The sequence below is a fragment of the Paracoccus sp. JM45 genome (genome assembly GCF_003590715.1).
Classification (GTDB): domain Bacteria; phylum Pseudomonadota; class Alphaproteobacteria; order Rhodobacterales; family Rhodobacteraceae; genus Paracoccus.
Genome location: NZ_QQVY01000001.1, coordinates 441,726 through 460,968, shown reverse-complemented (window position 1 = coordinate 460,968; position 19,243 = coordinate 441,726). Strand labels below are relative to the sequence as shown.

21 protein-coding genes are annotated in these 19,243 nt (G+C 58.8%); 16 read left to right on the top strand and 5 right to left on the bottom strand.

What is annotated here, in order from left to right:
* Positions 1 to 4: 4 nt before the first annotated feature.
* From DWB67_RS02340 to DWB67_RS02275, 14 genes are all read left to right on the top strand, one after another.
* Entirely contained in the window at positions 5 to 781 is a 777-nt protein-coding gene (locus tag DWB67_RS02340) for a hypothetical protein (RefSeq protein ID WP_119805879.1), read from the top strand.
* Between the two features lie 17 nt (positions 782 to 798).
* Positions 799 to 1,830 carry an NADH-quinone oxidoreductase subunit NuoH gene (gene nuoH, locus DWB67_RS02335; RefSeq protein ID WP_119805878.1) on the top strand — a complete coding sequence of 344 codons (1,032 nt, stop codon included), beginning with the start codon at positions 799 to 801 and terminating at the stop codon, positions 1,828 to 1,830.
* 5 nt (positions 1,831 to 1,835) lie between these two features.
* A complete protein-coding gene (locus DWB67_RS02330) occupies positions 1,836 to 2,021 on the top strand; it encodes a hypothetical protein (protein WP_119806162.1) in 186 nt (61 codons plus the stop codon).
* Complete coding sequence (gene nuoI, locus DWB67_RS02325) at positions 2,021 to 2,512, top strand: NADH-quinone oxidoreductase subunit NuoI (RefSeq protein WP_119805877.1); 492 nt, start codon at positions 2,021 to 2,023, stop codon at positions 2,510 to 2,512. The genes DWB67_RS02330 and nuoI overlap by 1 nt, the downstream gene beginning before the upstream one ends.
* Complete coding sequence (locus DWB67_RS02320; protein ID WP_119805876.1) at positions 2,509 to 2,922, top strand: carboxymuconolactone decarboxylase family protein; 414 nt, start codon at positions 2,509 to 2,511, stop codon at positions 2,920 to 2,922. The genes nuoI and DWB67_RS02320 overlap by 4 nt, the downstream gene beginning before the upstream one ends.
* Positions 2,919 to 3,521, top strand: a complete 603-nt coding sequence (locus DWB67_RS02315) for an NADH-quinone oxidoreductase subunit J (RefSeq protein WP_119805875.1) — start codon at positions 2,919 to 2,921, stop codon at positions 3,519 to 3,521. Before DWB67_RS02320 ends, DWB67_RS02315 begins: the two co-directional genes overlap by 4 nt.
* Positions 3,522 to 3,590: 69 nt before the next feature.
* The gene (nuoK, locus tag DWB67_RS02310; RefSeq protein WP_042248542.1) at positions 3,591 to 3,896 is read left to right on the top strand and encodes an NADH-quinone oxidoreductase subunit NuoK; all 306 of its coding nucleotides are present in this window, start codon (positions 3,591 to 3,593) and stop codon (positions 3,894 to 3,896) included.
* A gap of 6 nt (positions 3,897 to 3,902) precedes the next feature.
* Complete coding sequence (gene nuoL / locus DWB67_RS02305; RefSeq protein ID WP_119805874.1) at positions 3,903 to 6,008, top strand: NADH-quinone oxidoreductase subunit L; 2,106 nt, start codon at positions 3,903 to 3,905, stop codon at positions 6,006 to 6,008.
* Position 6,009: 1 nt separating this feature from the next.
* Positions 6,010 to 7,563 (top strand): NADH-quinone oxidoreductase subunit M, encoded by a 1,554-nt coding sequence (locus DWB67_RS02300; protein ID WP_119805873.1) that lies wholly within the window; start codon positions 6,010 to 6,012, stop codon positions 7,561 to 7,563.
* Positions 7,564 to 7,573: 10 nt separating this feature from the next.
* The gene (nuoN, locus tag DWB67_RS02295; protein ID WP_119805872.1) at positions 7,574 to 9,040 is read left to right on the top strand and encodes an NADH-quinone oxidoreductase subunit NuoN; all 1,467 of its coding nucleotides are present in this window, start codon (positions 7,574 to 7,576) and stop codon (positions 9,038 to 9,040) included.
* Positions 8,976 to 9,806 (top strand): biotin--[acetyl-CoA-carboxylase] ligase, encoded by an 831-nt coding sequence (locus DWB67_RS02290; protein WP_119805871.1) that lies wholly within the window; start codon positions 8,976 to 8,978, stop codon positions 9,804 to 9,806. The genes nuoN and DWB67_RS02290 overlap by 65 nt, the downstream gene beginning before the upstream one ends.
* A 4-nt stretch (positions 9,807 to 9,810) precedes the next feature.
* Complete coding sequence (locus DWB67_RS02285) at positions 9,811 to 10,590, top strand: type III pantothenate kinase (RefSeq protein WP_119805870.1); 780 nt, start codon at positions 9,811 to 9,813, stop codon at positions 10,588 to 10,590.
* Positions 10,583 to 12,262, top strand: a complete 1,680-nt coding sequence (locus DWB67_RS02280) for a ribonuclease J (protein ID WP_119805869.1) — start codon at positions 10,583 to 10,585, stop codon at positions 12,260 to 12,262. Before DWB67_RS02285 ends, DWB67_RS02280 begins: the two co-directional genes overlap by 8 nt.
* A 99-nt stretch (positions 12,263 to 12,361) precedes the next feature.
* Positions 12,362 to 13,075 carry a tRNA (guanosine(46)-N(7))-methyltransferase TrmB gene (locus tag DWB67_RS02275; protein ID WP_119805868.1) on the top strand — a complete coding sequence of 238 codons (714 nt, stop codon included), beginning with the start codon at positions 12,362 to 12,364 and terminating at the stop codon, positions 13,073 to 13,075.
* Between the two features lie 47 nt (positions 13,076 to 13,122).
* Here the strand turns inward: DWB67_RS02275 and DWB67_RS02270 are convergent, their stop codons facing one another.
* Positions 13,123 to 13,683: a carboxymuconolactone decarboxylase family protein gene (locus DWB67_RS02270; protein ID WP_119805867.1), complete on the bottom strand. Its 561-nt coding sequence runs from the start codon at positions 13,681 to 13,683 to the stop codon at positions 13,123 to 13,125.
* A gap of 152 nt (positions 13,684 to 13,835) precedes the next feature.
* Between DWB67_RS02270 and DWB67_RS02265 the strand changes: the two genes are divergently transcribed.
* On the top strand, positions 13,836 to 14,429 hold the full coding sequence (locus tag DWB67_RS02265) for a TetR/AcrR family transcriptional regulator (RefSeq protein ID WP_119805866.1): 594 nt from the start codon (positions 13,836 to 13,838) through the stop codon (positions 14,427 to 14,429).
* A 33-nt stretch (positions 14,430 to 14,462) separates the two neighbouring features.
* On the opposite strand, the gene glmS is transcribed toward DWB67_RS02265, so the two are convergent.
* Both glmS and glmU read right to left on the bottom strand, forming a co-directional pair.
* The gene (gene glmS / locus DWB67_RS02260) at positions 14,463 to 16,280 is read right to left on the bottom strand and encodes a glutamine--fructose-6-phosphate transaminase (isomerizing) (RefSeq protein ID WP_119805865.1); all 1,818 of its coding nucleotides are present in this window, start codon (positions 16,278 to 16,280) and stop codon (positions 14,463 to 14,465) included.
* 1 nt (position 16,281) lies between these two features.
* The gene (glmU, locus tag DWB67_RS02255; RefSeq protein ID WP_119805864.1) at positions 16,282 to 17,625 is read right to left on the bottom strand and encodes a bifunctional UDP-N-acetylglucosamine diphosphorylase/glucosamine-1-phosphate N-acetyltransferase GlmU; all 1,344 of its coding nucleotides are present in this window, start codon (positions 17,623 to 17,625) and stop codon (positions 16,282 to 16,284) included.
* Positions 17,626 to 17,740: 115 nt separating this feature from the next.
* Here glmU and DWB67_RS02250 point away from each other — a divergent pair, with 115 nt between their 5' ends.
* Positions 17,741 to 18,415: an HAD-IA family hydrolase gene (locus DWB67_RS02250; protein WP_119805863.1), complete on the top strand. Its 675-nt coding sequence runs from the start codon at positions 17,741 to 17,743 to the stop codon at positions 18,413 to 18,415.
* 28 nt (positions 18,416 to 18,443) lie between these two features.
* Here the strand turns inward: DWB67_RS02250 and bfr are convergent, their stop codons facing one another.
* Both bfr and DWB67_RS02240 read right to left on the bottom strand, forming a co-directional pair.
* The gene (bfr, locus tag DWB67_RS02245; RefSeq protein WP_119805862.1) at positions 18,444 to 18,929 is read right to left on the bottom strand and encodes a bacterioferritin; all 486 of its coding nucleotides are present in this window, start codon (positions 18,927 to 18,929) and stop codon (positions 18,444 to 18,446) included.
* Complete coding sequence (locus tag DWB67_RS02240; RefSeq protein ID WP_119805861.1) at positions 18,877 to 19,170, bottom strand: bacterioferritin-associated ferredoxin; 294 nt, start codon at positions 19,168 to 19,170, stop codon at positions 18,877 to 18,879. The genes bfr and DWB67_RS02240 overlap by 53 nt, the downstream gene beginning before the upstream one ends.
* Positions 19,171 to 19,243 lie beyond the last annotated feature (73 nt).

Genomic DNA, 19,243 nt, shown 5'->3' with positions numbered 1-19,243 from the left:
GCCTATGCGGATAATCCCCAGATCCACTTGTCTTGGCGGCGCAGTACTTGCTGCGCTGACCCTGCTAAGCGGCTGCTTTATCGGGACACAAGACACATCCGACGGGCGGCCCAAGGCCAAACCCGAACAGATCAGCACGCGCGTTGCAGCCCCCGGTCGCAAAGCCGGATCGTCGACCTTGTCGTCGGCGCGTATTTCAACCAAATCGGGCGAGATTCTGATTCTGGAAGAAGACGGCAGCGTCACGACGATGGATCTGGACAGTCCGGAAGGACAGGACGCCTTTACGATCAGCGAAAATGATCTTGCGGCGTTAAACGCGAATCTGGATCTGGATTTCGGCGGTCTGGTGGCAGCAAGCTTGCCCAAGGAAAAAACCGCACAGGAAAAAGCGCTGGAGGCTTTTGCAGCCCGTCGCGGACCTGCTTTGCCGACCCTTCGGTCCGGTCAGATCATCGACCCGCAATCCTTCATTGCTGCCAAAGTCGAGCCGTTCAACAGCGGTCGGCAATCCGATCTGGTCGAAGTGACGGCAAATCTTCGCGAAGGGGTGGACGCCGATATCGCCTTTTCGTATGCCACCTGCGCGCTTGCCGGCTGGGCAAAAGACAATGGCACCCCGTACGGGCGTCATATCCGGACCCTACAGGCTGAACGGAATGGCAAATTACTGATTGGATCCGCCTTCATCTTGTCGCAGGACAAGCCGTTGGGGCTGCGGGTCATGGAAACTGAAGAGACCTTGCAGGAATGCAAGGCGCGCGGCATTCCCGCGGCATAAGGAAGAGGACAGGCATCATGGCTGATTTTTGGGCATCTTCCTGGGGTATCGCGATTATTTTGCTGGCTCAGGGTGTGGCGGTTATCGCCTTTGTGATGCTGTCGCTGGTCTATATGGTCTATGGCGACCGTAAAATCTGGGCTGCTGTGCAGATGCGCCGCGGCCCGAACGTCGTCGGACCCTGGGGCATCCTGCAGACCTTTGCGGACGCACTGAAATTCGTCGTCAAGGAAATCGTCATTCCGGCGGGCTCGGATAAATTCGTGTTCTTCCTGGCCCCGTTCCTGTCGATGATGCTGGCTTTGCTGGCCTTCGTGGCGATCCCTTTTGCACCCGGCTGGGTGATGGCCGACATTAATGTCGGCATCCTGTTCATCTTCGCGGTCTCCTCGCTCGAGGTGTATGGCGTGATTATGGGTGGCTGGGCCTCGAACTCGAAATTCCCGTTCCTCGGGTCGCTGCGTTCTGCGGCGCAGATGATTTCCTATGAGGTCAGTATCGGTCTAATCATCATCGGTGTGATCATCTCGACCGGTTCGATGAACCTTTCCGTTATCGTCGAGGCGCAAAGTGGCGCGGGTCTGCTGTCGTGGTACTGGTTGCCGCACTTCCCGATGCTGGTGTTGTTCTTTATCTCGGCACTGGCCGAAACGAACCGCCCGCCTTTCGACCTTCCCGAAGCGGAATCCGAACTGGTTGCGGGCTTCATGACCGAATATTCCTCGACGCCCTATCTGCTGTTCATGGCTGGTGAATATATCGCCATGTGGCTGATGTGTGCACTGATCAGCCTGCTGTTCTTTGGTGGCTGGCTGTCGCCCATCCCCGGCATTCCGGACGGTGCGCTGTGGATGTTCATCAAGATGGTTGGCTGGTTCTTCATGTTCGCCATGGTGAAGGCCATCGTCCCGCGCTATCGCTATGACCAGTTGATGCGGATCGGTTGGAAAGTCTTCCTGCCGCTGTCGCTGGGTTGGGTCGTGATCGTTGCATTCCTTGCACGGTTCGAGGTTCTTGGCGGTTTTTGGGCCCGTTGGGCAGGGATGTGATCGATATGGCCTATTCCAACAAGATCGCTGAAATTCTGGCCTCGGCCAGCGAACAGGATAAGGCAGAGTTTGCCCACTTCCTGGCCAATAATCTGGACACGGCCGAACAGGCCCATGACAGCGCCAGGGTGCGTGACTATGTGGCGGCTTTCGACCGCTTCTCGGCACCCAAGCAAGGAGAGCAGTTCTGATGGCTTTCGACATCGCGCGCGCCACCAAGTATTTCTTGATGGTCGATTTTATCAAAGGCTTCGGTTTGGGAATGAAGTATTTCTTCGCTCCCAAGGCGACCGTGAACTATCCGCACGAAAAGGGACCATTGTCGCCGCGCTTCCGCGGTGAACATGCCCTGCGCCGTTACCCCAACGGCGAAGAACGTTGCATTGCCTGTAAACTATGCGAGGCGATTTGCCCTGCGCAGGCGATCACCATCGATGCCGAACCGCGTGATGACGGCAGCCGCCGCACGACGCGTTATGACATCGATATGACCAAATGCATCTATTGCGGTTTCTGTCAGGAAGCATGCCCTGTTGACGCCATCGTGGAAGGTCCGAACTTCGAATTCGCGACCGAAACCCGCGAGGAGCTGTTCTATGACAAGGCCAAGCTGCTTGATAACGGCGACCGCTGGGAAGCCGAGATTGCGCGCAACCTAGCCATGGATGCGCCCTACAGATGACCGACGTATTCCAGAAAATGTTCCAGCAGATGATGTCTCAGGGTCAGGAAATGGCCCGGGCGTTCAACCCTGCCGTGGAACATTTCGATACCAAGGCGTTCGAGAAAATGTTCCCGACCATGCCGGCAGATATGCTGGAAATGTGGTTTGGCAAGACATTCAACCGCGACGGGCTTGATGCCAAGACGCGGATGCTTGTCACGATCGCGGCCATGACGGTTCAGGGCGCTTTGGCCGAACCGCAGCTGCGGTTGACCATTCGCCACGCGATCGAAGCCGGGGCAACGCCGCGCGAAATCGCCGAAGTGATTTCTCAGATGGGGATGTTCGGCGGACTTCCCGCGATGCAGAAGGCGCTGGAAATTGCCAAGGGCGTCTTTACCGAATCCGAGGGGAGCAGCCCAGAATGATGACTTTTGCCTTTTACCTCTTTGCCATCACGGTCTGCATCGCAGGCTTTATGGTGGTCCTGTCGCGTAACCCCGTGCATTCGGTGCTGTGGCTGATCCTGTCGTTCATTTCGGCGTCGGGGCTGTTCGTTCTGCTGGGCGCCGAATTTGTCGCCATGTTGCTGATCATTGTCTATGTCGGTGCGGTCGCGGTTCTGTTCCTGTTCGTCGTAATGATGCTGGACGTGGATTTCGCCGAACTGAAAGGCGAACTTGCACGATACCTGCCGCTGGCCGGCTTGATCGCCATTATCCTTCTGGCACAGCTGGCGATTGCCTATGGTGCCTGGCAGTCCTCGGATCAGGCAGCGACGCTGCGGGCGGTTCCGATCGACGGTGCGCCGATGAACACCAATCTGATCGGGACAGTGATGTATGACCGCTATATCCTGCCGTTCCAGATTTCGGGATTGATCCTGCTGGTCGCCATGATCGGCGCGATTACCCTGACAATGCGTCACCGCCGCGACATCAAGCGTCAGAACGTGATCCACCAGATGCATCGCGATCCTGCCAAAGCGATGCAGCTGCGCGACGTCAAGCCCGGGCAGGGGTTGTAAGTTGGGGGCGTTCGCGCGCCCCCGGCCAACGGAATTTCAACGGGTGACAGACCCGAAGGGACTGAAAAGATGATCGGATTGACACATTACCTTGTCGTGGGGGCGATCTTGTTCGTTGCCGGGATCTTCGGCATCTTCGTTAACCGCAAGAACGTCATCGTCATTCTAATGTCGATCGAATTGATGCTGCTGGCGGTCAATATCAACTTTGTCGCCTTTTCGGCCCATCTGGGCGATCTTGGCGGCCAGATCTTCACCATGTTCATCCTGACCGTTGCCGCAGCCGAGGCTGCGATCGGTCTGGCGATCCTGGTCGTCTTCTTCCGGAACCGCGGCACGATCGCGGTGGAAGATGTCAACGTGATGAAGGGATAGGGGAACATGCCGCAATTCATCCTTTTTGCACCGCTACTTGGCGCGCTGATCGCTGGCTTTTGCTGGCGTCTAATCGGCGAGCGTGGCGCGCAAATCCTGACCACGGGCATCCTGTTCGCGGCAGCTTTCCTTAGCTGGATCGTGTTCCTGACCTTTGACGGTCAATTACAGCACCTTCCGGTCATGGACTGGATCGTTTCGGGCGATTTCACCAGTCAGTGGGGCATCCGTCTGGACCGCCTGACCGCGATCATGCTGATCGTGATCACCTCTGTTTCGGCCTTGGTTCATCTTTATAGCTTCGGCTATATGGCCCACGACGAAAACTTCAGCGATGAAGAGCCTTACCGCGCCCGCTTCTTCGCCTATCTGTCCTTCTTCACCTTCGCGATGCTGATGCTGGTGACTTCGGACAACCTGCTTCAGATGTTCTTCGGATGGGAAGGCGTGGGCGTTGCGTCCTATCTGCTGATCGGTTTCTATTTCAAAAAACAATCAGCGGGCGCTGCGGCCATGAAGGCCTTTATCGTCAACCGCGTCGGGGACTTCGGCTTCCTGCTGGGCATCTTTGGCCTGTGGTGGATGACCGGTTCGATCCAGTTCGATGATGTCTTCGCTCAGGTGCCGATGCTGGCGGACAGCCAGATCAGCTTTCTGTGGACCGAATGGAATGCCGCGAACCTGCTGGCGGTTCTGTTGTTCATCGGTGCGATGGGCAAATCGGCGCAATTGTTCCTGCACACATGGCTGCCCGACGCGATGGAGGGTCCGACGCCTGTGTCGGCCCTGATCCACGCAGCAACCATGGTCACCGCCGGTGTTTTCCTTGTCTGCCGGATGTCACCGCTGTTCGAATTTGCCCCTGATGCCAAGGCGTTCATTGTGATCGTCGGTGCCTCGACCGCATTTTTTGCAGCGACTGTCGGTCTGGTCCAGAACGACATCAAGCGCGTCATCGCCTATTCGACCTGTTCGCAGCTGGGCTATATGTTCGTGGCTGCCGGTGTCGGTGTCTATTCGGTCGCCATGTTCCACCTGCTGACGCATGCTTTCTTCAAGGCCATGCTGTTCCTTGGTGCCGGTTCGGTCATCCATGCGATGCATCATGAACAGGACATGCGGAACTATGGCGGTCTTCGCAAAAAGATCCCGCTGACCTTCTGGGCGATGATGATCGGTACGCTGGCCATTACCGGCGTCGGTATTCCGCTGACCCATATCGGTTTCGCAGGCTTCTTGTCCAAAGATGCCGTTATCGAAAGCGCCTATGCTTCAGGGTCTGGTTATGCCTTCTGGATGCTGGTCATCGCCGCGGCCTTCACCAGTTTCTATAGCTGGCGCCTGATGTTCATGACCTTCTTTGGCAAACCGCGCGGCGATCATCATACACATGACCACGCGCATGAAAGCCCTCGTGTCATGACCATTCCGTTGGGTGTGCTTGCGCTTGGTGCCATCTTCTCGGGGATGGTGTGGTATAACAGCTTCTTCGAGGTCGAGGGCGTCCAGAAATTTTTCGGCATGCCCGAAGTCGCCGCCGCCCACGGGGAAACCCATGACGAGGTTGAGGCAGGCCACGCCGAAGTTGCCGACCACGCCGAAGTTGCCGACCACGCCGAGGCTGATGGCGAACATGCCACCGCTGTCGATCCCGCGACCGTGGGGCAGGGGGCCATCTATATGCACCCTGATAACCATGTCATGCACGAGGCCCATTCGGTCCCCGCCTGGGTGAAGGTATCGCCTTTCATCGCGATGCTGTCGGGTTTCGCACTGGCTTGGCTGATGTATATCCGCAATCCAGGTGCACCGGCGAAGCTGGCCGCACAACAACCGGGGCTGTACCAGTTCCTGTTGAACAAGTGGTATTTCGACGAACTCTATAATGCCGTCTTTGTCCGTCCGGCGCGCTGGATCGGGTCCAAGCTGTGGACGGCTGGCGACGGAGCCGTTATCGACGGTGCCATCAACGGGTTGGCCTTGGGAATCATCCCTCGGATGACCCGCTTTGCCGGACGTGTTCAGTCCGGTTATCTGTTCCACTATGCCTTCGCGATGGTAATCGGCATTGTGGGCTTGCTGATCTGGGTGATGCTGCGGGGCGCGCAATAACATGACGAACCTTCTTTCAATCATCACCTTCCTGCCGATTGTTGCGGCAGGAATACTGGCCCTGTTTCTGCGCGGCGATGATGCTGCCGCACAGAAAAACGCCAAATGGCTGGCCCTGATTGCCACCAGCGCAACCTTCCTTGTGTCGCTGTTCCTGCTGGCGGGGTTCAATCCTGCCGACACGGGCTTCCAGTTCGTGGAAGATCATGCGTGGATCATGGGCCTGCGTTACAAGATGGGTGTGGATGGCATCTCGATCCTTTTCGTGATGTTGACGACCTTCCTGATGCCGCTGACCATCCTGTCCACATGGACGGTCAGCACGCGCATCAAGGAATATATGATCGCCTTCCTGGTGCTGGAAGGGCTGATGATCGGCGTTTTTACCGCGCTGGACCTGATCCTGTTCTATCTGTTCTTCGAAGCCGGTCTGATCCCGATGTTCCTGATTATCGGGATCTGGGGTGGAAAGAACCGCATCTATGCAGCGTTCAAATTCTTCCTCTATACTTTTATTGGCTCGGTGCTGATGCTGGTGGCAATGATCGCGATGGCGCGGATGGCGGGAACGACCGATATCGCGCAGCTGCTGGCATTCGACTTCCCGTCGGAAACCACGCGGGTGCTGGGCTTTACGGTTGTTGGCGGTGTGCAGACGCTGCTGTTCCTTGCCTTCTTTGCCAGCTTTGCAGTGAAAATGCCGATGTGGCCGGTCCACACATGGTTGCCTGACGCACACGTTCAGGCGCCAACGGCAGGTTCGGTCGTGCTGGCGGCTGTGCTGTTGAAAATGGGCGGCTACGGCTTTCTGCGCTTCAGCCTGCCGATGTTCCCCGTCGCAAGCCACCTGCTGCAGCCGATGGTTATGTGGATGTCGGCAATTGCCATCGTATATACGTCGCTGGTTGCCTTGGCTCAGTCGGATATGAAGAAGCTGATCGCTTATTCGTCGGTCGCCCACATGGGCTATGTGACGATGGGGATCTTTGCGGCCAATCAACAAGGTGTTGATGGCGCGATCTTCCAGATGCTGTCGCACGGCTTTATTTCGGGCGCGCTGTTCCTTTGCGTCGGCGTTATCTATGACCGTATGCATACGCGGGAAATCGACGCCTATGGCGGCTTGGTGAACCGGATGCCGGTTTATGCGCTGGTCTTCATGTTCTTCACCATGGCCAACGTCGGCCTGCCGGGAACATCGGGCTTTGTGGGTGAATTCCTGACCCTGATGGGTGCGTTCCACGCCAACACATGGGTGGCCTTTGTTGCTGCGACCGGTGTGATCCTGTCGGCGGCCTATGCGCTGTGGCTCTATCGCCGCGTGACCATGGGATCGCTGATCAAGGAAAGCCTGCGGATGATCACCGATATGACTCCGCGCGAAAAGTGGATCTTTGTGCCGCTGATCGCCATGACCCTTATTCTAGGCGTTTATCCGCGCCTGGTGACCGACATCACGGGCCCTGCGGTCCAGGCGATGCTGGTGAATGTTAACGACGCGCTGCCCGAAGAGGCAGCCACCGACGATATGGCTTCGGCCACCGTCAGCCATTGAGGAAAGCAAGATGAACGCGCTCGATATTTCGACCATCCTGCCCGAGCTCTGGCTTGCGATCTATGCGCTGGCAGCGCTGATGGCGGGGGCCTATTTCGGCAAGGACCAGATTGCGAAACCGATCCTATGGGCCAGTGTACTGGCCCTGCTGGTTGCAGGTCTTTACGTCGGTCTGGCCGATCGGCCCCAACAGACTGCTTTCTTCGGAATGTTCATCGACGATTCCTTTGCCCGTTTTGCAAAGGTAACGATCCTGCTGTCCGGCGCCGCCGTTCTGGCGATGAGCGCGGACTATCTGGACCGTCACGGGTTGATGCGTTTCGAATATCCGATCCTGATCGTGCTGGCGACCGTCGGCATGATGATGATGGTTTCGGCGGGTGACCTGCTGTCGCTGTATATGGGGCTGGAGCTGCAATCGCTGGCACTTTACGTCGTCGCGGCAATGCGCCGTGAAAGCGTCAAATCTTCGGAAGCGGGTTTGAAGTATTTCGTTCTGGGCGCGCTCAGCTCGGGTCTGCTGCTTTATGGTGCGTCGCTGGTTTATGGTTTTTCGGGCACAACCAGCTTTGCAGGCATCATTCAGGCGGTGAATGCGGATGTGATGCCCATGGGTCTGCTGTTCGGTCTGGTCTTCCTGCTGGTCGGTCTGGCGTTCAAGGTCTCGGCTGTGCCGTTCCATATGTGGACGCCCGACGTTTACGAAGGGTCGCCTTCGCCGGTGACCGCGTTCTTTGCCACCGCCCCCAAGGTTGCGGCCATGGCACTGATCGGTCGTCTGATGTTTGATGCCTTTGGCAATGCGATTGCCGATTGGAGCCAGATCATCGCGGTTCTTGCGGTCCTTTCGATGCTGCTGGGGTCAATCGCAGGTATCGGTCAGCGCAACATCAAACGTCTGATGGCCTATTCCTCGATCGCGCATATGGGCTTTGCCCTTGTCGGTCTGGCGGCGGGCACGGCTTACGGCGTGCAAGCGATGCTGCTGTATATGGCCATCTATGCGCTGATGAACGTCGGTGCCTTTGCCTTTATCCTGTCGCTTGAACGCGATGGACGGCCCATCACTGACCTGCAAAGCCTGAACCGCTTTGCCCAGACCGAGCCGCTGAAAAGCTTTGCCGTGCTGTTCCTGATGTTTAGCCTTGCCGGTGTGCCGCCCTTCCTTGGCTTCTTTGCCAAATACGGTGTGCTGACGGCTGCTGTCGGGGCAGGGCTGTCCTGGCTTGCGGTCATTGGTGTGATCGCGTCGGTCATTGGTGCGTTCTATTACCTGCGCATTGTCTATTACATGTTCTTCGGTGACGAGGTCGAGCCGGTGACCAGCCGCATGGGTGCCGTTCAATATGCGGCATTGGTTGTGCCTGCAGCGGCGCTATTGCTGGGCGCTGTGACGATGCTAGGGATCGACGATGCTGCAGCAACCGCAGCCCAATCGCTGGTCGGCGAGGTTATCGCCCCCGTTGCGGGTGAATAACGCAGCGCCGTCCATCTGGCCCGACAATGTGGCACGCCACATTCTGGATCGTGTGGACAGCACCAACGCCGAGGCTTTCCGTCTGGCTCCGTCATTGACGGGGCCAGCATGGATTATGGCCCGTAAACAAGAATCGGGCCGTGGCCGTCGGGGACGTGCGTGGACCGACCCCCCTGGAAATTTTGCCGCGACGCTGGTGTTGCGTCCGGCGGGCGGGCCTTCGGACGCGGCGCGGTTGTCTTTCGTGGCAGCTTTGGCTGTTCACGATGCGCTAAAGACCCTTTGCGGCCCATCGCTGAATATCGCGCTAAAATGGCCGAATGACGTTCTGCTGAATGGCGGTAAGCTGTCAGGTATTTTGCTGGAAAGCACGGGGGCTGCAGGGCAGGTGGCGACACTTGCGATCGGCATCGGCATCAATCTTGCTGCTGCCCCTGATCAAGCGGCTGTCGAATCCGGTGCCACCCGTCCGGTCAGCCTGCTGGGGGAAACCGGCCTTACCGTCGCCCCCGAGGATTTTCTGGATGCTTTGGCCGCGCAATTCGATGCATGGCATCGCCAGATGCTGGCCTATGGCTTTGCGCCGATCCGCTCCGCATGGCTGGCACGGGCGGCGAAGCTGGGTGAAACGATTGTCGCCCGTACAGGCGGGACCGAAACCACAGGCCGGTTTGACGGCATTGATGAAACCGGCGCTTTGATCCTGACCGGCCCGCGCGGGCGTCACGTGATCCCCGCCGCAGACATCTATTTCAGCGGGGCCTAAGTTCATGCTGTTGTGCATAGATACCGGCAATACCAATACCGTCTTCTCGATCTGGGACGGGTCGAAGTTTCTGGCCCATTGGCGTATCAGGACCGATCATCGCCGGACGGCGGATGAATATTTCGTCTGGCTGTCCACGCTGATCGCCGTGCAGAAATTCGATCTGACAATCAACGCCTGTATTATCAGCGCCACGGCACCGCGCGTGGTGTTCAACCTGCGCGTTCTGTGCAACCGTTATTTCGACACGCGCCCCTTGGTGGTCGGTAAGCCCGACTGCATGTTGCGTGTGCCGCCGCGTGTCGATGGGGGGACCACCGTCGGTCCGGACCGCCTGGTGAACACTGTCGGTGCCTTCGACCGGCATGGTGCAGATCTGATTGTGGTGGATTTCGGAACCGCAACCACCTTTGATGTCGTTGATGGGGACGGGGCATATATCGGGGGTGTCATTGCCCCCGGCGTGAACCTGTCGTTGGAGGCTTTGCACATGGGGGCGGCATCGCTGCCGCATGTCGATGTGACCATGCCGGCGCAGGTGATCGGGACGAATACAGTTGCATGTATCCAGTCGGGCGTGTTCTGGGGGTATGTGGGGCTTGTCGAAGGGATTGTGCGCAAGATACGCGCCGAACGTGACAGGCCGATGAAAGTAATAGCAACCGGCGGGCTTGCGCCGCTGTTCGATCAGGGCTTCGACCTGTTCGATGCAATTGAAGACGATCTAACGATGCACGGGTTGCGTCTAATTCACGATTACAACAAGGAGATGGGCAATGGCTGAGCGCCTGATCTATCTGCCGCTAGGCGGCGCGGGCGAAATCGGCATGAACGCCTATGTTTATGGCTATGGTGCGCCCGGTAAGGAACGACTGATTCTGGTCGATCTGGGTGTTACTTTTGGTGACATGGACGGAAGCCCAGGTATCGACCTGATCATGCCGGATTTAACGTGGCTGGAACAGAACAAGGACCGGCTGGATGCAATCTTCGTCACCCACGGGCACGAGGACCACATCGGTGCCCTGGGTCACCTGTGGGGCCGTCTTGAGGCACCGATCTATGCACGCCGCTTCACCGGCACGCTGGTTCGCCTGAAGATGGAAGAAATGGGTCTGCCCGGTGCAGACGCCGTGAACATCACCGAGGTGCGCCCTGCCGTAACCAAAGTCGGTCCGTTCTCGGTGCAATTCGCGCCGATCAGCCACTCGATCCCCGAAAGTTCGGGGTTGGTGATCGATACGCCTGCGGGCCGTATCGTGCACACGGGTGACTTCAAGGTCGATGTGACGCCGGTGGTCGGCGATGCGTTCGATCCGGTCATGTGGAAACAGATCGCGACCGAAAACGGTCCGGTCAAGGTTCTGGCATGCGACAGCACCAATATCTTCTCGACCCATCCGGGCCGGTCCGAGGCTGTTCTGGCCACGCCCATTCTGGAATGGGTGATGGCGCAGAAGAATATGGTCGTTGCAACCACCTTCGCCAGCAACATCGCGCGTCTTAAAACGCTGGCCGATGCTGCCATCGCGTCTGGTCGCAAGGTCTGCCTGTTGGGTCGTGCGATGCGTCGCATGGTCAGCGTCGGTTTCGACAGTGGCATCCTGACGGATTTCCCCGCGACCATTGGTCCGGAAGAGGCGTCAAAGCTGCCGCGTGACAAGGTTATGCTGATGGTAACGGGCAGTCAGGGCGAACGCCGCGCTGCCAGCGCCCAGCTGTCGCGGGGCCGCTATCTGGGTCTGTCCTTAAAAGAGGGCGACAGCTTCCTTTTCAGCTCGAAAACCATTCCGGGCAATGAAAAGTCGGTTGGCCGTATCATGAACGCGCTGTCGGAATCCGGCGTCGAGGTTTATGACGCCGATGACGGACTGTTCCACGTTTCGGGTCACGCGAACCGCCCCGACATCGAGGTGATGCACGACATCCTGAAGCCGCAGACCGTGATCCCGATGCATGGCGAACACCTGCATCTGCGCGAACATATGATGCTGGCGCGGTCCAAGGGCATGACCTCCGAGGTGGTGACCAACGGGTCGATGATGGATCTGACCGGCAAGATGCCGCGCGTGGTCGACCAGATCCAGACCGGACGTCTGTATCTGGACGGCAATATCCTGATCGGCGCGATGGATGGTGTCGTGCGCGACCGTATCCGGATGGCCCTGAACGGTCATGCCATGGTCAGCGTCATTGTGGATGAGGATGAAAAAGCCCTTCCCGATGCATGGGTCGAACTGATGGGCCTGAACCAGACCACCCGCAACGGTGCCGATCTGGCCCGCCATATCGAAGGCGAAATCGCCGAGTTTCTGGAACGTGCCGATGCACGCACCGTGAAAAACGACGACAAGATGGACGAGGCGATCCGCAAGATCGCGCGTCAGGTCTCGATGGAGGAAATCGGCAAGAAGCCCGAGGTCACCGTCATCATCAGCCGCCTGATGGCCGACTGATCAAAAGACAGGGCGCGCGGGTAACTGCGCGCCTTTTTCCGCAAGGTCCCATCGCGGCGGGGCTTGACCGGAACGCAGGCTTGCGGCACTTGCCCCTGCATGAGCGATAAACCCACATCCGATTTTGATCCGAATCCGCCGCGCCGCAACTTCTATGGTCGCCGGAACGGTAAGACGTTGCGCCACAGCCAGAAGGGCTATCTGTCCGAGGATCTGGGCGATCTGCGTCCCCGCAATGTCACGTTCGAGGAAAACCCCGAACGCACGACCATCGACCCCAAGGCGATTTTCGGCGACGCCCGCCCGATCTGGCTGGAGGTCGGCTTTGGCGGTGGCGAACATATGGTCCATATGGCCAAGACCTATCCCGATATCGGGGTGATTGGCTGTGAACCTTATATTAACGGCGTTGCGATGCTGCTGGGCAAAATCCGCGCGGCGGGCGTGGAAAACGTCAGTGTCCATCCCGGTGATGCGCGCGATCTGATGGATGTGCTGCCCGACGCCTGCATCGATCGTGCTTTCCTGATGTATCCCGACCCGTGGCCCAAATTGCGCCACCATCGCCGCCGCTTTGTGACGCCGGAACATATGCAGCCCCTGGCCCGCGTCATGCGTCAGGGCGCGATTTTCCGCGTGGCCAGCGATATACCCGATTATATCCGCCAGACCCGCGAGGAAGTGCCGCCCGCAGGGTTCGAGATGATCGCCGATACCGATCAGGCGTGGGATGACTGGATCAGCACGCGGTATGAACAAAAGGCGCTGCGCGAGGGCCGTCCCCCGCATTACGTCACCTTCCGCCGGACATAAAAAAAGGCCCGCCAATCCGGCGGGCCTTTCGTATTACCGGATAAGGTTCAGGCCTTATCAGCGGGCTTCCAGTCGAATTTCTGGAAGGGCTTGTCCACGGGTGTTTTTGCCAAGTGGTTGGTATAGTTCGACATAATCTTCTGGCTATAGCCCAGAACCACTTCAAGGATCTGGCGCTTGGTAAAGCCTGCGTCCAGAAATGCCTGCGTATCTTCATCCGACACAAAGCCACGGTCGCGGACCAGTTTCAGCGTGAAATCGCGCAAAGCTTCCAGATGGTCATTCGGCAGCGGCGTTTCATTCCGCAGCGCATCGGTGATCGCGTCATCGACGCCCATGCTTTTCGCGATGCCGGTATGGGCGGGGACGCAGTAATGGCACTGGTTTTCAACGTTGATGGTCTGCCAGACGACGGTCAATTCGTCCTTATCAAAGCTGGAATTCACGAACAGCTCGTGCACGCGCTGATAGGCGTCCAGCAGGCCGGGGGCTTCGGCCATGACGGCGTGCAGGCCCGGCAGCATGCCAAAACCGGCTTTCGATTTTTCGATCAGCGGCTGCGATTCAGCGGGGGCGGTGGTTTCGTCGTGGAATGTAAAATCAACCATGTCAGGCTCCTTCAAGGATATTGCGTCTGTCTGGTATGAAGATAGGTGCTTTGAGCTATCACTCAATAGGTAATTTGAACGATCACTCAAACGTGAGGATGGTCGTAAAACTGGGGCAAGACAAACCGGCAGCGACTTCCTATATCTGGGTTATGACACGCGCAGCCCCATATAACCGTGACGTCGCTTTGGATGCGGCGCTATCCCTGTTCTGGCAGAAGGGATATCACGCCACTTCTCTCAAGGATCTTGAGGGGGCGTTGCAGATGAAGCCCGGCAGCATCTATGCCGCCTTCAAAAGCAAAGAGGCGCTCTATCTGGCCGCCCTCGACCGCTATTTCGATCGCAACCTGTCGGTCTTGGCGCATCTGCAGGACAATGCCGCATCGCCGCTGACCGCGCTGGCCGATTTCCTGCGCGGTTTTGCGGGGCAAGCGGTGGATGATCCGAACCGACAGGCCTGCATGCTGGTGCGGACCATGCTGGACATGTCACAGGAAGAAGGCGTGATCGGTGCCCGTGCGCGCGACCATCTGGACGTGATGCTGGATAAAATCACGCAGATCTTCGCAACGGCGCAGCAGGCGGGCGAACTGCCAGCCAATGCCGACCTGCCGCGTCTTGCCCGCCGGTTTCAGGCAGAAGTCACCGCCCTGCGGATCGAGGCGCATCGCGGCGGCAATCCGGAAAATCTTGTCGATCTGGCCGAGGATATGGCGCAGGACGTCGAGGCCCTGCGCGTTTGACAAAGCCCACCCCGACGGGACGGGCTGATCCGGTTATTCGACCGTGACCGATTTCGCCAGATTGCGCGGCTGGTCCACATCGGTGCCTTTGGCGACCGCCGTGTGATAGGCCAGATATTGCATCGGCACCGCATAGAGAATGGGCTGGAAGATACCACCGCCTGACGGCAGGGTCAGCGATGCCGTGACACCTTCGCCCGCCGCCTCGATCCCTTTGGCATCCGACACCAGCAGGATCTGGCCGTGGCGGGCCATGACTTCCTGCATGTTGGAAATGGTCTTGTCGAACAGCGCGTCATATGGTGCCAGAACCACCACCGGCACATCGCCGTCGATCAGCGCGATCGGGCCATGCTTTAATTCGCCCGAGGCATAGCCTTCGGCGTGGATATAGCTAAGCTCCTTTAGCTTCAGCGCGCCTTCCAGCGCCACGGGATACAGCGACCCGCGCCCCAGATACAGGACGTCACGGGCCTGCGACAGCCATTCCGATTGCAGCCGACAGTCATCGGAAATCTGCAAAGCCTGACTCAGCAGACCCGGAATGGCCCGCAGGTCACGCAGATGGACCGCCAGTTCCGCATCATTGATGCGGCCACGGTCATGGGCCGCCTTCAGGGCCAGCACGCCCAGAACGGCCAGCTGGCAGGTAAAGGCTTTGGAGGAAGCGACACTGACCTCGATCCCTGCAAGGGTGGGCAGGGCGACGTCGCTGTCGCGGGCAATGGCTGATGTGCCGACATTCACCAGACCGATGGTCTTGGCGACATGCTGCTTGGCGTAATGCAGCGCGGCCAGCGTATCGGCGGTTTCACCCGACTGGCTGACAGCAATGAACCAGCTTCTGGAGGAAAGGGGCGGTTCACGATAGCGGAATTCCGAGGCGACATCGATATCGACAGGCAGGCCCGCCAGCTGTTCGAACCAGTATTTCGCCACATGACCCGCCAGATGCGCTGTACCGCAGCCGACCAGCGAAATGCGGTCGATGTCGCTGAAATCCAGACCCTCGGGCAGGATAATGTGGTCGCCATGGATATAGTAGTTCAGCACATCACCGATGACGACGGGCTGTTCGGCGACCTCTTTGGCCATAAAGTGGCGATAGCCGCCCTTGTCGATGGCCGTTGCACCCACGTCGATCCGCGACTGCTGGCGCTGTGTCTGGTTGCCGTCCAGATCGAAGATCTGCACACCGGCGCGTGTCAGGATCGCATGGTCGCCATCCTCAAGATAGGTGATGCGGTCGGTATAGGGGGCAAGCGCAACGGCATCGGACCCGACAAACATCTGGCCGTCACCGTGGCCGATGGCCAAGGGGCTGCCCTTGCGGGCGGCGACCATCAGATCACCTTCGCCTTGAAACAGGAATGCCAGCGCAAAGGCGCCCTGCAAGCGATCCAGCGTCGCACGGGCGGCATTCACCGGCGACATGCCCTGATCCATGCAATGTGCCGTCCACAGCGCGACGGTTTCCGTATCGGTCTGCGATTGCGGCTGGATGCCATGTTTGGCCAGTTCGGCCCGCAGATCACGAAAGTTTTCGATGATGCCGTTATGGACAACGGCCACGCGGCCCGACTGATGGGGGTGGGCGTTTTCTTCGGTGGCGGCACCATGGGTGGCCCAACGGGTGTGGCCGATGCCGGAATGGCCGGTCAGCGGTTCATGCACCAGCTTGTCGGACAGGTTCACCAGTTTGCCAACCGCCCGACGCCGCGCCAAGCGTCCTTGGGCATCGACAGTCGCCACGCCCGCACTGTCATAGCCGCGATATTCCAGACGGCGCAGACCGTCGACCAGCTGGGGCGAAACCTCGTTCAGGCCAAGGATACCGATGATGCCGCACATCTTATTTCGCCTCTTTCTTCAGCCGCAGGGCCGCCATCAGGCGGGTTGCAAGGCCGGGTTTGGTGGCTTGGCGGGCGCGACCGATAGCCAGCGCGCCGTCGGGCACGTCTTCGGTAATCACCGACCCCGAACCTGTCATGGCGTCATCACCGATGCGAACGGGGGCGACCAGCATCGTGTCGCTGCCGATAAAGGCCCGCGCACCGATTTCGGTGCGATGCTTCATCACGCCGTCATAGTTGCAGGTGATGGTGCCCGCGCCGATATTCGTCGCTTCACCGATATGGGCGTCGCCAAGATAGGTCAGATGGCCGACCTTGACGCCTTCGTCCAAGACCGCGTTCTTGATTTCGACAAAATTGCCGACATGCACATCGCCGCCCAGTTCCGCACCCGGACGCAGGCGGGCAAAGGGGCCGACGGTGGCACCCGATGAGACATGACAGCCCTCAAGGTGGCAGAAGGGCAGGATTTCAGCTTCGGATTCGACGGTCACACCGGGGCCGAAGACAACGTTCGGGCCGATAATCGCATCGCGCCCGATAAAGGTGTCCAGCGCGAACCAGACGCTGTCAGGGTCGGTCAGGGTGACGCCGTCTTCCAACGCGCAGGCGCGGGCGTTGGTCTGGAAGCTGCGTTCGGCATGTGCCAGTTCCGCGCGGGTGTTGATGCCAAGGGTTTCGTCTTCGTCGCAGATGACGACATCGGCGCGACGGCCAGCGGCGCGGGCCAGTTCCACCAGATCGGTCAGGTAATATTCGCCCGAGGCGTTCTCATTCGACAGCTGACCGATCAATTCGCGCAGCAAACCGGCATCCAGCGCCATGACGCCGGAATTGCAAAGGGTGATCTGGCGGGTGGCATCATCGGCATCCTTGAATTCGACAATGCGCTCCAGACCCTGATCGGTGACGACCAAGCGGCCATATCGGCCCGGATCGGCCGCGTTAAAGCCCAGCACCACAAGATCGCTGGTGTGGCTGGTGATGGCGGCCAAGGTGTCTTCGCCGATAAAGGGGGTGTCGCCGTAAAGAATGACGATTTTACCCTCGAACCCTTCCAGTTCCGGCAGGGCCTGACGGACGGCGTGGCCGGTGCCTAGCTGTTCCGCCTGCAACACTGTGCGGGCATCGGGGTCCAGCTTGGCCAGCGCTTTGGTAACCTGCGCGCTGCCATGTCCGGTGACAACGATGACCTGTTCGGGTTCCAGACTGCGCGCTGCTGCCAATGCATGCCCGAACAGGGGAACGCCGCCCAGACGGTGCAAGACTTTGGGCAGATCCGATTGCATACGGCTGCCCTGACCTGCTGCCAGAATCACCACCGCAACTGCATTTTCCGCCATACCGCCCTCATCAACCTGTTTGCATTTATTCACTGGCGTTCTAATCGGGTGGGGGCGCGCTGGAAAGGGCTGGCGCATTCACCTTTGTTTTCGGAACGTTTCGTAAGGGATAGGCATGACAGGCACAGTGGTCTTCGATCTGGACGGGACTTTGGCGGATACCTCGGGGGATTTGATTGCGGCGGCGAATGCGTGTTTTCGCGCGCGCGGGCTTGCGGATCTGCTGGATCCGGTCGGTGATGCGCTGATCGCCTTTCACGGTGGCAAGGCGATGCTGCGGGCGGGCTATGCGCGGATGCCTGCGGACACGCTGCTGCCACCAGGGGCCGAGGATGAGGATTACCACAGCCTGCTGGGCCATTACGGCGACAGTATCGCGGTGCATACCAAACTGTATCCCGGTGTGCTGGATGCACTGGACCGGCTGGACGATCTTGGTTTCCGGCTGGCGATCTGCACCAATAAACCGGGTGCATTGGCTGAAACACTGCTGCGGGAATTGGGCATCCGCGACCGCTTTGCATCGATGGTTGCCGCTGACACGCTGCCGGTCAGGAAGCCCGATCCGCGTCCCTATCAGGCGGCGGTTGAGCGGGCAGGGGGAACGGTCGCCGCATCATTCCTGATTGGCGACACGGAAACGGACCGCAAAACGGCGGCGGCAGCAGGCGTCAAAGTGGCATTGGTGTCCTTCGGACCCGAGGGCGAGGCGATTTCCCGTCTGGCCCCCGAGGCGTTGCTGCACCATTTCGACGATCTGCCCGATCTGGCGCGCGACTGGCTGGCATGAAAAGGGGGGCTTCGCGCCCCCCGATCAATTATTCCGCCTCGGATGCGGGCAGGGCGTTCAGATGGCCGAAGTTTTGTGCGCCGATGGTGTCGTAAAGCGCCAGCTGGGTTTCAAGGAAGTCGATATGGCCTTCCTCATCCGCGATCAGTTCTTCGAACAGCACCTTGCTGACGTAATCGCCGACGCTGTCGCAATGGTCGCGGGCCTCGATATACAGATTGCGGGCATCATGTTCGCCGGCAAGATCCGCTTCCATCGTTTCTTTCAGGTTCTGGCCGATCCGCAGCGAATCAAGTTTTTGCAGATTCGGATGGCCTTCAAGGAAGATGATGCGCTGGATCAGACGATCGGCGTGGTTCATTTCCTCGATTGATTCGGCGCGCGATTTTGCCGCGATGCGGCCAAAGCCCCAGTCTTCCTGCAAGCGATAGTGCAACCAGTACTGGCTAACCGCCGTCAGTTCAGACCGCAGCGCGGCGTTCAGAAATTCGATGACCTTGGCGTCGCCCTTCATGGGGGGAATCCTTCTTGCTATCTGTTCTGGCCCGCAAAATTGGCGGTGCGACCCCTACCTTATCGCAGGCGCGCATGGTGTCCAGAAACAGTGGCATACAGCCGCCGCAATCAGCACGTTTTCCAAGGGCATGATAGATCTTGCCGGGGGTGATAATCGTTTGCGGATCAGAAGTGCGCATCCAGTCGATGGCCGCCGTGATGTCGCGATCTGAGATTCCGGTGCAATGACAAACGATCATAGGGCCTCCTGACTGCGGATAATCTGACCGAATTGGTTGGTTATGTAAAGTCCGACATTTTTACTTGGACATC

What these genes read in the sequence shown, in the direction of transcription:
- DWB67_RS02285 (WP_119805870.1), top strand. Translation starts at nt 9,811, where the DNA reads ATGCTGTTGTGCATAGATACCGGCAATACCAATACCGTCTTCTCGATC.
- DWB67_RS02330 (WP_119806162.1), top strand. Translation starts at nt 1,836, where the DNA reads ATGGCCTATTCCAACAAGATCGCTGAAATTCTGGCCTCGGCCAGCGAA.
- nuoH (WP_119805878.1), top strand. Translation starts at nt 799, where the DNA reads ATGGCTGATTTTTGGGCATCTTCCTGGGGTATCGCGATTATTTTGCTG.
- nuoK (WP_042248542.1), top strand. Translation starts at nt 3,591, where the DNA reads ATGATCGGATTGACACATTACCTTGTCGTGGGGGCGATCTTGTTCGTT.
- nuoN (WP_119805872.1), top strand. Translation starts at nt 7,574, where the DNA reads ATGAACGCGCTCGATATTTCGACCATCCTGCCCGAGCTCTGGCTTGCG.
- DWB67_RS02270 (WP_119805867.1), bottom strand. Translation starts at nt 13,683, where the DNA reads ATGGTTGATTTTACATTCCACGACGAAACCACCGCCCCCGCTGAATCG.
- nuoL (WP_119805874.1), top strand. Translation starts at nt 3,903, where the DNA reads ATGCCGCAATTCATCCTTTTTGCACCGCTACTTGGCGCGCTGATCGCT.
- glmU (WP_119805864.1), bottom strand. Translation starts at nt 17,625, where the DNA reads ATGGCGGAAAATGCAGTTGCGGTGGTGATTCTGGCAGCAGGTCAGGGC.
- glmS (WP_119805865.1), bottom strand. Translation starts at nt 16,280, where the DNA reads ATGTGCGGCATCATCGGTATCCTTGGCCTGAACGAGGTTTCGCCCCAG.
- DWB67_RS02320 (WP_119805876.1), top strand. Translation starts at nt 2,509, where the DNA reads ATGACCGACGTATTCCAGAAAATGTTCCAGCAGATGATGTCTCAGGGT.
- DWB67_RS02280 (WP_119805869.1), top strand. Translation starts at nt 10,583, where the DNA reads ATGGCTGAGCGCCTGATCTATCTGCCGCTAGGCGGCGCGGGCGAAATC.
- DWB67_RS02315 (WP_119805875.1), top strand. Translation starts at nt 2,919, where the DNA reads ATGATGACTTTTGCCTTTTACCTCTTTGCCATCACGGTCTGCATCGCA.
- DWB67_RS02275 (WP_119805868.1), top strand. Translation starts at nt 12,362, where the DNA reads ATGAGCGATAAACCCACATCCGATTTTGATCCGAATCCGCCGCGCCGC.
- DWB67_RS02300 (WP_119805873.1), top strand. Translation starts at nt 6,010, where the DNA reads ATGACGAACCTTCTTTCAATCATCACCTTCCTGCCGATTGTTGCGGCA.
- DWB67_RS02250 (WP_119805863.1), top strand. Translation starts at nt 17,741, where the DNA reads ATGACAGGCACAGTGGTCTTCGATCTGGACGGGACTTTGGCGGATACC.
- DWB67_RS02340 (WP_119805879.1), top strand. Translation starts at nt 5, where the DNA reads ATGCGGATAATCCCCAGATCCACTTGTCTTGGCGGCGCAGTACTTGCT.
- DWB67_RS02290 (WP_119805871.1), top strand. Translation starts at nt 8,976, where the DNA reads ATGCTGCAGCAACCGCAGCCCAATCGCTGGTCGGCGAGGTTATCGCCC.
- bfr (WP_119805862.1), bottom strand. Translation starts at nt 18,929, where the DNA reads ATGAAGGGCGACGCCAAGGTCATCGAATTTCTGAACGCCGCGCTGCGG.
- DWB67_RS02265 (WP_119805866.1), top strand. Translation starts at nt 13,836, where the DNA reads ATGACACGCGCAGCCCCATATAACCGTGACGTCGCTTTGGATGCGGCG.
- nuoI (WP_119805877.1), top strand. Translation starts at nt 2,021, where the DNA reads ATGGCTTTCGACATCGCGCGCGCCACCAAGTATTTCTTGATGGTCGAT.
- DWB67_RS02240 (WP_119805861.1), bottom strand. Translation starts at nt 19,170, where the DNA reads ATGATCGTTTGTCATTGCACCGGAATCTCAGATCGCGACATCACGGCG.